8 protein-coding genes are annotated in these 9,037 nt (G+C 67.6%); 1 reads left to right on the top strand and 7 read right to left on the bottom strand.

What is annotated here, in order from left to right; translation table 11 throughout:
* Both QP045_RS13780 and QP045_RS13775 read right to left on the bottom strand, forming a co-directional pair.
* Positions 1–975: hypothetical protein (locus QP045_RS13780; RefSeq protein ID WP_422515566.1), on the bottom strand; the 975-nt coding region annotated here is incomplete at its 3' end.
* A 55-nt stretch (positions 976–1,030) separates the two neighbouring features.
* Entirely contained in the window at positions 1,031–3,619 is a 2,589-nt protein-coding gene (locus tag QP045_RS13775; RefSeq protein ID WP_422515565.1) for a hypothetical protein, read from the bottom strand.
* A 27-nt stretch (positions 3,620–3,646) separates the two neighbouring features.
* On the opposite strand from QP045_RS13775, the gene QP045_RS13770 reads away from it, so the two are divergent.
* Positions 3,647–3,946: a hypothetical protein gene (locus QP045_RS13770; protein ID WP_422515564.1), complete on the top strand. Its 300-nt coding sequence runs from the start codon at positions 3,647–3,649 to the stop codon at positions 3,944–3,946.
* Here the strand turns inward: QP045_RS13770 and QP045_RS13765 are convergent.
* The 5 genes from QP045_RS13765 to QP045_RS13745 are packed head-to-tail and all read right to left on the bottom strand — an operon-like array spanning position 3,943 to position 9,036.
* Complete coding sequence (locus QP045_RS13765) at positions 3,943–4,362, bottom strand: DUF6950 family protein (RefSeq protein ID WP_422515563.1); 420 nt, start codon at positions 4,360–4,362, stop codon at positions 3,943–3,945. The genes QP045_RS13770 and QP045_RS13765 overlap by 4 nt on opposite strands.
* Positions 4,359–5,006, bottom strand: a complete 648-nt coding sequence (locus QP045_RS13760; protein WP_422515562.1) for a hypothetical protein — start codon at positions 5,004–5,006, stop codon at positions 4,359–4,361. Before QP045_RS13760 ends, QP045_RS13765 begins: the two co-directional genes overlap by 4 nt.
* Positions 5,003–5,602 carry a hypothetical protein gene (locus QP045_RS13755; RefSeq protein WP_422515561.1) on the bottom strand — a complete coding sequence of 200 codons (600 nt, stop codon included), beginning with the start codon at positions 5,600–5,602 and terminating at the stop codon, positions 5,003–5,005. Before QP045_RS13755 ends, QP045_RS13760 begins: the two co-directional genes overlap by 4 nt.
* Positions 5,602–8,877, bottom strand: coding sequence for a phage tail length tape measure family protein (locus tag QP045_RS13750; RefSeq protein ID WP_422515560.1), 3,276 nt, complete (start codon positions 8,875–8,877; stop codon positions 5,602–5,604). Before QP045_RS13750 ends, QP045_RS13755 begins: the two co-directional genes overlap by 1 nt.
* 9 nt (positions 8,878–8,886) lie before the next feature.
* Positions 8,887–9,036, bottom strand: a complete 150-nt coding sequence (locus tag QP045_RS13745) for a DUF7697 family protein (RefSeq protein ID WP_422515559.1) — start codon at positions 9,034–9,036, stop codon at positions 8,887–8,889.
* Position 9,037 lies beyond the last annotated feature (1 nt).

Genomic DNA, 9,037 nt, shown 5'->3' with positions numbered 1-9,037 from the left:
CCCTGCCGTTGCCCATTCCACATAGCCGCGCGGGTTGGCCGCGCTGGAGAGCGCGACCGCACGCGGCGAGAGGATCTTGACCGCAACGGCCGCAGAATCTGCTTCCCGCAGAGCGTCGAGGGTGCCCGTCAGGCCATAGACCTTATCCTGCGACAAACCGCCGTGCATCAGGTCGAGGCGGGTCAACTCCTCCTCGGTGAGCAAGCCATCCCATGCGCCCGGGGCGAACAGATCCGAGCGCCATTCAAACGTCCGCTCCGCTTCCAGCACATGCACGCGCATGCCGGGCCCGCGCTGATCGAGCGGGATCGCCTCGCGCGCGCCATAGGTCCCGACCGCCCGATAGCTGGTGCTGGCGATCGCCTCGGTGCGCGCAGCCGCTGCGACGGTCACGATCCGCGCTTCCTCCACGGTCTCGCGCAAGCCGCCGATCAGGTCCGCACCGTCGATCACGACTGTGGCGCCGCCATCCTGGCTGATCGTCAGGGTTGCGCCTGCGTCGGGGGACACCGCTTGCCGCGCCATTCCCGATGCATAGGCAAGCGGTCGGTTGGCGGGCGCGTCATCGGAGCGGTACGGGTGCGCCGGCAGGATGACCCGACCGCTGAGCCGCGTGCGGCCCCCGATGACTAGCGCATAAACGAACTCGGCGGCGGTTCCGATCGGTCCAAAATAGTCGAGGCCCTGCAGGGTGCTCCGATCCATGCGGATTCGGATGTCGCTCACGTCGACACCGTCGACGACAGTCACACCCCGGAAATGGACGCCTTGCGTTTCGTAGGTGGCGCCCCCCTCGCCCGGCACAACCTTCGCGAGCGCAATCCGGGGAGGGCCGGGAACGTCGCCATCCAGGCGAACTTCCATGGCAAGCGCGATGTTCTTCAGATCGGCTCCGACGACGCGGATCGGGTACTCGTAATAGTCGTCGTTCCGCCAGATCTTGAGATCGTGGCGCGCCGTGACATCCTGCGTCATGGACGGTTCTCCGGTGAGGTGTTTGGGTGCGGACAGGTCGGCTGGCCGGCCGGTATCAGGTCTGGTCGACCTGCCGCGGCTCCATCTTGATGTTGTGCGAGAGGACGCCGTTGGAGACGTAGGTATGGGCGTCCGTCACCGTCGCCTTGACGATCTGATGCGAACCCGGAACCGGCGTGCCGATGTCGCGCATCTTCTTCCAGGAACCGGTATAAACGAGGTGATCGCCGGTGGCGCGCAGCTGCCGGCCGCCAACCTCCGCCAGCCACACGTCCTCGCTGTCCGCGATCTCCACCGCCTCAACCGGGAAGATGCCCCAGCCGCCTGCGATCTCGCTCAGGCGCAGCTCGTGGCGCGTCAGGATCCGGTCACCAACGGCAAGGCCGCCAGCCGGTTTCTCCGTACCATCGGCCATCAGGATCGGTGTGTCGGTGGTCACGCACTGCCCGCCTGGAGGAGTCGCGCCGCCACCGCTCGACGGAGGGCTCCCGGCAGTCGGGATGATCGCATAGCCCAGGTAATGCCGGCCCGGGTGCTCGGGCGCGGCGCGGGCGTCGATATCGTCTTCGAACAGCTGGTAGGTCACTGCGCCGCCAAGGCGTTCCTCGTCGTCGTAGCCGAGTGCTCGGAAGGAGCCGGGAGCGAGGCCGGTGGCGATCGTCGCTCCGGCAACCGCAACGTCCGGATGGCCGTCCGTGTAGCGGCGAGTGTGCGCGCTGATCGACAGCGCCCCGTCGTCGCCGGCCGAGATCGTCAGGCCGATGGGGAACGACGTGGCGATTGCGGCTTGGGTTCCGCCCGCCGCACTGAACACCCCGGCTGTGACCGGGCCCAGCACCAGCCGGTCGCTGTAGGCGCCCGCCACCATATAGCGGACCGCAACCTCGTACTGCGTGCCGGAGCTAACGCTCGTGATCTCCTTGCGAGTGATGCCCGCGCCGTCGATACCTCCCCCGCTCCAGCCGGCGTCCGGATCGGCGCCAGCCGCATAGGGCCGGTATTCGAACAGGACGCCCGCCATCGGGCGATCATCGGCGGCACCGGTGACGATCAGCGCCGGGAAGGACACGCCGTTGGCACTCAGCACCGCCCCGTTCGCGATCCAGTCGGCGGCATCTGGCGCGCTGAGGTCGACCGTCGGGATCGAAAGATCGGGCGTCGGCGGCGCGGTGCCGCCCTTGCCGAGCGCGAAGTTGTGCTTCGACGCAGTCTCCGACCGGCAGGTGAAGGTCACGCCGACCGTCGCCATGTCGATTTCGCGCATACGCACCACGACGCTGCGGCCGACGAGCGCGGCTTCGGGAATGTCCACTGTCAGGCAGTCACCGGGCCGATAGCCGATCATGGTGGCGTTGCAGGGAAGAAGAATGCCGTCGAGCTCGCGCCCGTTCAGGATCTCGTAGAGGCCCAGCTGCGCGCCCTGGTCGACCTGCTGCACCAGCGGGAACTTCGCCTCCTTCGGCCGGCTGCCGCCGTCGACGGCGACATAGTCCGGTATCGCGATCGCATCGAGCGGGACCATCTCCCAGCCGTGGCTCTCCAGCCGCACCCAGGGGATCACGGTGTTGCGGCGAGCACGGCGTGAGGCGGTTCCCGGCACGTCGACGTCGCCGATGATGTCGCCGCTGGTGATGGTGCCGATCGACACCCGGGGGGCGTTGAAGGTGACCGACAGCTGCCCGGCGACCGGCATCGGCTCGCCGCCGCCCGCCTGGCAGATCATCTTGAGGATGTCCCAGTCGTTGTCGGCCGTCGTGTAGACGATGCCGCCAGCCTTCCAGTTGTTCGCATCGCAGATGTTCGCGAACTCGACGAACGGCGCCAGGTCGATGCCAACGACCTTCATACCGCCCCCGGCGATCAGCGTGCCGTTCTGGGCCCGCCCGTGCGCCCAGGTGATAGCATGCAGCCCCGGGTTCTCGCTGTAGACGTACGTCGCCTCCTGCCCCAGCCGGCACGGACCCGCGCCGCCCGGATAGGTGCTGTCGAGACGGGGATCGTAGACGAAGACGCCCTCAAGGATCCGGCCGCGCTCGGGCACCCCGTTCGGGAACTTCTTGCCCTTGCTGTCGAACTTGAGCGTCCACAGGTCAGCAGCGAGCCCCGATAGCTTGGAGGTCGCATTCCAGCCGGGGAAGTCACCCTGCGGCCCCTGCAGCGCCCGGCTTTCCGGACAGGCGCCAAGCTGCTGGTCGAGCCACATGTAGCCCGCGTACGTTCCCAGCGCCGCACGATTGGAGAAATTGACGGTGGCCTTCTCGACCTGGAACGGACCGAGGCTCTTGATAGGGCCGATGCTGTGGACCGCGACCCAGCTCTCCAGGCTGTTCTTCGACCCATAGAACTGGCGATGCACGACCTTGCCGGCCGAGTAGGTCCGGCCCATCGCGTACGGCAGCCCCGATTCCTTATCGATCGTAAACTGGGTCGGATTGCCGCCGAGGGAGCCCTTCGGCTGGGCAACGGACGCTGCGATGGATAGCACGCTCGCGCCAGCCGAGGCCGCAGTCGCGATCGTCGCGATCGATGCTCCCGCGATCGTTGTCGTAGCGGCCGCTGCAGCGCCGATGGCAAGGCCCACGCCGGTCGCCGTCAAGGCGACGGCACCAACCACGAAGGCGGCTGTTCTCAGGGCTTTCGCCATGGCAGGATGTCTCCGAGGGAGCAGCTGATGGATTTCGCACTTGGATTTGCTTTGGCTGCTGCAGCTGTTTTGCTGCCCGGGGGCCAAGCAGGGACGTCCAAAGTCGAGGTCGACGGGAAGACGTATCGCGTCACGGTCGAAGGGGAGAGCGTCGTCGTCGCTCGCAAGTCGATGCTGGTCCGCTACGATATCGAAGAGCGCGATCGGCAAAGGCTCGCGGTGGAGAAGGCGACGGGCTGCAGGATTGCCGACGAACTACCCTCTAGCGACGCTCGCCTACGGGGCCGTCTCGTCTGTTCGCCGGCAAGCGAAACGCCAGGTAGCTAGACGCGCCAGGCGGTGAGAAATTCGACCGGCTGGAGGATCTGGGCGCCTTCGAAATCCTGATGCCATCCGAGCGTGCGGCCGTTGTTCAGGGCAACCTGCAGCGAGCCTCCGAAGGGGCCCTCACCGGGCACCACAACTAGATCTGCCATCCAGCGCATGGCTGGCGGGATCCGCATGAGGCCCAATGCATCGAGTGCATCGGGCAAGCTTTCGAAGCCAGCCCGTTGCAGCGCGCGGCTAGCGCCAAGCATCGACGAGTAAGTTCCTGCCTTTGCCAGCTGCGGCCGGTGCCCCATCTTGCGCAGAAGAAACGCTGCCATCCGCACGCAGTCGTTCTTGCCATAGATCAGGGGCTGCCCCCTGAAGCGGTCGAGGGTCGCCTCGGTGGCCTGCTGGCGGCGAAGGAGCACGGTCATAGCCCGATGTTCCCGAGGAATGAGGCGGCAAGGCTGCCGCCGCCAACAACGCGGACGTTTGAGGGGGGCTTCTCGACACCCCATAGCGACGTCTTGTCGATGCCGGTCATGTTCGCCAGCCCGGTCTCGCCCGGCCACATCATCCGGTGCCAGCTATCCGACAGACGGGCGCCGCGCTCTACGTCATGGAACGTCTCGAGTGCGGAGGCGCAGCGCCATTCCAGCGTGCGCGTCCCCTTCCCGACCCGCAGCCGGGGCACGTCCAGCTCTCCAGCGAACAGCTGCAACGGCTCCGGCAGCAGCCGGCCGGTCGCGGGATCGATCAAGCCGAGCCAGCCGGCGACCTCCCCGCCCTGAGCGGTCGCCGACGCCAGTTCCGAGGCTGCGGCTTCGTCTGGAGGAACGAAGGTCAGCTGCCAATCCGGCGCCTCGTCCGCTACACCGTCCTTCAGGTTGCTCGCAGCGACCAGGACGCCAAAGCGCGGATCCTCGCCGACGTAACGGTCCGCCCCGAACGGCACCTCGACCGAGCCCACCACCTGGCACAGCGTGTAGCCGGGCAACCGCACCCGCACGAGCGGCGCAAACGGGTATCGCCCGGAGCGCAGCGCTGCCGCCATCTGGGGCGTGAGGCGAAACGTCATGCCCGCTCCTGGATGCTGAACGACAGTGGGTCCGTCTTCGCACGCCGAAACAGCGCGCCCTTGTCGAAGCCGAGCAGCTTCCCCTCGATCATGGGGGCCACGAACTCGACGGGCTCGGCGTCGATCGTCAGAAAGCGGAGCATCGGCCAGATGGGCAACTCCACCCTTCCGGTTTCCGGCACCATCATCTGCCCGGCGCCAGCGATCATGTGGACGTAATGCCGCCCCCGGTGGATGATGCTGAAGAAGTTGCCGCGGGTCAGCCAGCCCCGCTGCAGTCCGCGCAGCGACAGCGTCGTGCCGCCCTGGTCGGTGCCATCGACCACCACGGCGAAGCCGGCGGTATGACGGGCCCGGTTCGGCTGGACGATCCGCATGGCAGCGGTTCCGTTGCTGGCCTCGAACAGCGCGGCCATCATCACCCGCCCCTCGTCATCGTTCCGGAACTGGGTGGTTTCGACGTCCACCGCGAAACGATCGCCCGGGCGCGGGATAGGAAGGTCCGGGCCCCCGAGCGCGCCCTCCTGCTCACTGCTGAACAGACGCGGGCGCAGCGCAAACGACTTGATCCGCAGATGCGGGATCTCAACAGCCATCAGCGCCAACCCCGCCCTAGACGTCGAGCGCCAGCTGCCATGTCGTTCGCCTCCGCCATTGCCGCGCCACCCGCCGCTGCGACTTCGGCACCTTGAGCCACCATCGGGCCCGCCACGGACGAAACCCGGGCGTCAAAGTACGGAGACGGGGTGAGCTCAAGCTTCAGCTTCATCTCGCCCCCCGGCATCCCTCCTGCCCCACCAAGCAGGCGCCGCGTCTCGCCGGCCGATGTCACCCGCGAACCCTGCGGCAGGTTGACGATCTCCGGCCCGTTCTCCGCGAGCCAGGTGGCGCCACCCGACCACCATTCCGTGCCAGCCGCGTTGTTGCCGACACCCTTGGAGCCGAACAGCTTCCCGATGTTCCCGATCGCGCTGGTGAGGGTGGGCAGAGCCTTGTCGCCGTTCAGCAGGTTCTTGATCGGGTTAAGCAGGGCGAGCTTGATGAACTCGCTCTTGAGCATGTTCAGGATCGTCTTGCCGGCATTCCCCCAGCTCGACCACGTGTCCTCAGAAAGCACCGTGTCCACGAAGTCGCTGCCGAAGTCGCGCAGCTCCTGGAACCCGGCGGCGGCGAGCTTCGCCTGATTATAGAGGCCGTCCAGCCGCTCATGGTTCGCGAGGATCTCGCGGCCTTCGGTACTGTCGGCGTCAATGCCCTGCCGCTTCAGGTCGAGGATCAGCCGCAGCTTCTCCGCCTGGCGCCCGCGCTCGTTGTCGTTGGCAGCGGACATCGCCAGTTCCAGCTGCGCCAGCTGCAGGGAGTCACGCTGATCCTCGACGGTGCCGGCGTAATACTCCGCACGGCGCTTCGCCTCGCTTGCCCATGACTCGTCTACACGGGCATCCACGAAGCGCTTGCGCTCCTCGCCCTTGTAGCCCTGGTTGTCTGCCTCCGTCTCTGCGGCCCGGCGCGCGCTATCCATCGCGCGGCTCAGCGGATCCTTTGCGAGGTCGTAGATGCTGGAGATGGTCTCCGCGAACCGGGCCTTGGCCGCATCGGTCGCCTTCACCGCGCCGCTGTTCGCCTCTTCCTCGTGCATCTCGGCCAAGGCTTTGCGATAAGCCTCGATCACCGTCGTCAGCTGCGCCAGCGCCTCGCCCTGCGCCACCGTCTGCAGCTTCAGCAGCGGCCGAAGTGCAGCCTCGTCGGACAGCGCTCGCGCCATGTCCTGCGCGGGCAGCGTGCCGGCGAGCACCTGAGCGCGGACAGCCGCACGGGCCTCGGTCTCCTCACGCAGCTGGGCAACGGACTTCGCGCCGCTCGCCACCTGCTCGCCGACCATCACCTGCAGCTGGCGGGCGACCTGCGCGTCAGTGTCGATGCCGCGACGCGTGGCGTCGGTCAGGCCCTTGCGGGCAGCCTCGGCGCGCAGGGCGGCAGCTCCGCCCACCAGATACGCCTTCGCCAGATCGAGCGACGCTTCGGCGTTGACCTCCATCGCCTCGGCCTGACGGCCCAGCGATTCCGCGCGGCGATCACCGCTGCGCCGGCTGGCGTCCTGCGCGACGTTGAGATCGCGCTCGGCTGCCGTGCGTGCCTCCAGCAGCTTCGCCTGATCCGCGTGCGTCTTGCCGCTCGCCTCATAGGCGGCATCGGCTTCCTTGATGCGGATTTGATACTGCGCCTGCGCGCGATCAAGCGTGGTGGTCGCCCCGGCGAGCTTGGCACGCGCTTCCAGCAGGCTGGTGTCGGCGTTCGCGAGCGCGGTGGTGTCGCCACGAAGCGCACGAAGCTCCTTCTGCAGGTCCGCGTTCTCGCGCGTGGCGATGATCGCCTGACCGCCGATCCCGGAGACGTCGAGGGCTACCCGCGCCAATTCCGGCCGGGTTTTCGCCAGCGCAGCGAGGCCGTCGGCCAGCTTCGCCACATCACCACCCGCAGCGCGAATGACCCGCTGCACGTCGACGTCGTCTTCGAAGCTCACGCCGCTCGTCGTGGAGCCTGGGGCGGCGCGGGTCGTGCGGAGGGTAGCATCCGCGGCGCGATCGAACGCCTTCGCCCGGGCATCGGTGACCGCCTTCTCGTTCGCCGCGATCTGCGCCTGGCGCGTCAGGATGGCATTGAGGACCAGCGTGCGGTTCTGCTCCTTGAGCTTGCCCGTCGTGCTGTCGATGAAGTTCCCGATATCCGACTGCCGGTCCTGGAACTTCTTCATGCCCGCCTCGGCCTTCTCCGAAGCGTCGTTGTTCTTGAGCAGGTGATCGGTGAGAGCGCCGAGCAGCAGCATGCCGCCCGTGATCGCGAGACCGTAGGGCCCGATCATGAAGCGGGCGAACGACCCGGCCTTGCCCTCTAGGTTGGCAAACTGCCCCGCCGCCTGACCGCCCTGGATCGCCAGCACGCTGAGCGGGTTCGCACCCATAGACAGCTGGGTGAACAGATCCTGCGCCTGGAACGACAGGCCCTGCATCGCCGCACGCTGGGCGCCAGCGGAGTTGGCGTTGCGTTGCTGCGCCGCGGTCGCGGTGTCGAGGGCGGCCCTCTCCTGCCCGAGCTTGGCGACGTACTGGTCGAGCGAGATCCGGCCCTTGCTGACAAGATCCCGCGCGTCCTCCATCTCGGCGTTGAAACGCTGCTGCGCGGCCGCAGCAGGATCGATGGAGGCGACCAGCGCGCGGGTCCGGGCATCCAGTTGCTCTTCGACGGTGAGCAACTCGCTCATTGCCTGAGCCGAGCGCTTTGCTGAGCCCTCCCACTGGCCGAAGCCGGTCCCGGCGGCAGCCTCGACGCGAGCCTGTACCGCAGTCAGCTCGGCAGTCTCGGTCGCGGCCGTGCGCGTTGCGCCAGCCACCTTTTCGAGGATCGCAGCTGCCTGTGCCTCGGCCTGGACGAACTGATCGAGCGTAATGCGGCCGGCGTCGTGCAGCGCCGCGGCCTCGCGGATCTCGGCGTTGTAGCGCTGCTGAGCTGCGAAGGCGGGATCGATCGCGCTCACCAGCGCCCGGGTCCGGACGTCCAGCTGCTCTTCGGCTGCGATCAGCTCCTTGAAGGCCGCGGCAGACTGGCGGGCGGATCCCTCCCACTGGCCAAAGCCGGTGCCGTTCGCGTCGGCGATCCGCATCTGCACCGCCGACTGGGGCGTGATCGCGGCGATCTTGGCAGCGGCGTTGGCCTGCCGCTGGATTGCTGCCTCAGCTTCCTCACCCGCCCGCTGGTAGGCTTTGCTCCAGCGCTTTGCCGACGCGTCACCCGACGCGGCGATCTCGTCAAAGGTGCGGGTGACATCGGCCTTCCCAGTCGTGCCCATGCGGATCGAGACGGACTTTTCCACGCGCCCTCCTCAATCCCCGGCGTCATCCCCGGCGAACCGGGCGACGATCACGGCTTCCGCGTCTGGCAGAACGTCCGCCAGCATCTCCATGTCGGCACCCAAGGCAGCACCGATCGCCATCACGGCGGCGTAGTCGAGGGCGAACGGCTTGCCGTCCATT

The organism is Sphingomonas sp. 3-13AW, assembly GCF_049311085.1.
GTDB lineage: Bacteria > Pseudomonadota > Alphaproteobacteria > Sphingomonadales > Sphingomonadaceae > Sphingomonas.
This window is presented reverse-complemented; position numbering and strand designations above follow the sequence as displayed.

Coding starts and splice junctions, on each gene's coding strand:
- QP045_RS13775 (WP_422515565.1), bottom strand. CDS start 3,619: ATGGCGAAAGCCCTGAGAACAGCCGCCTTCGTGGTTGGTGCCGTCGCC.
- QP045_RS13770 (WP_422515564.1), top strand. CDS start 3,647: ATGGATTTCGCACTTGGATTTGCTTTGGCTGCTGCAGCTGTTTTGCTG.
- QP045_RS13765 (WP_422515563.1), bottom strand. CDS start 4,362: ATGACCGTGCTCCTTCGCCGCCAGCAGGCCACCGAGGCGACCCTCGAC.
- QP045_RS13760 (WP_422515562.1), bottom strand. CDS start 5,006: ATGACGTTTCGCCTCACGCCCCAGATGGCGGCAGCGCTGCGCTCCGGG.
- QP045_RS13755 (WP_422515561.1), bottom strand. CDS start 5,602: ATGGCTGTTGAGATCCCGCATCTGCGGATCAAGTCGTTTGCGCTGCGC.
- QP045_RS13745 (WP_422515559.1), bottom strand. CDS start 9,036: ATGGACGGCAAGCCGTTCGCCCTCGACTACGCCGCCGTGATGGCGATC.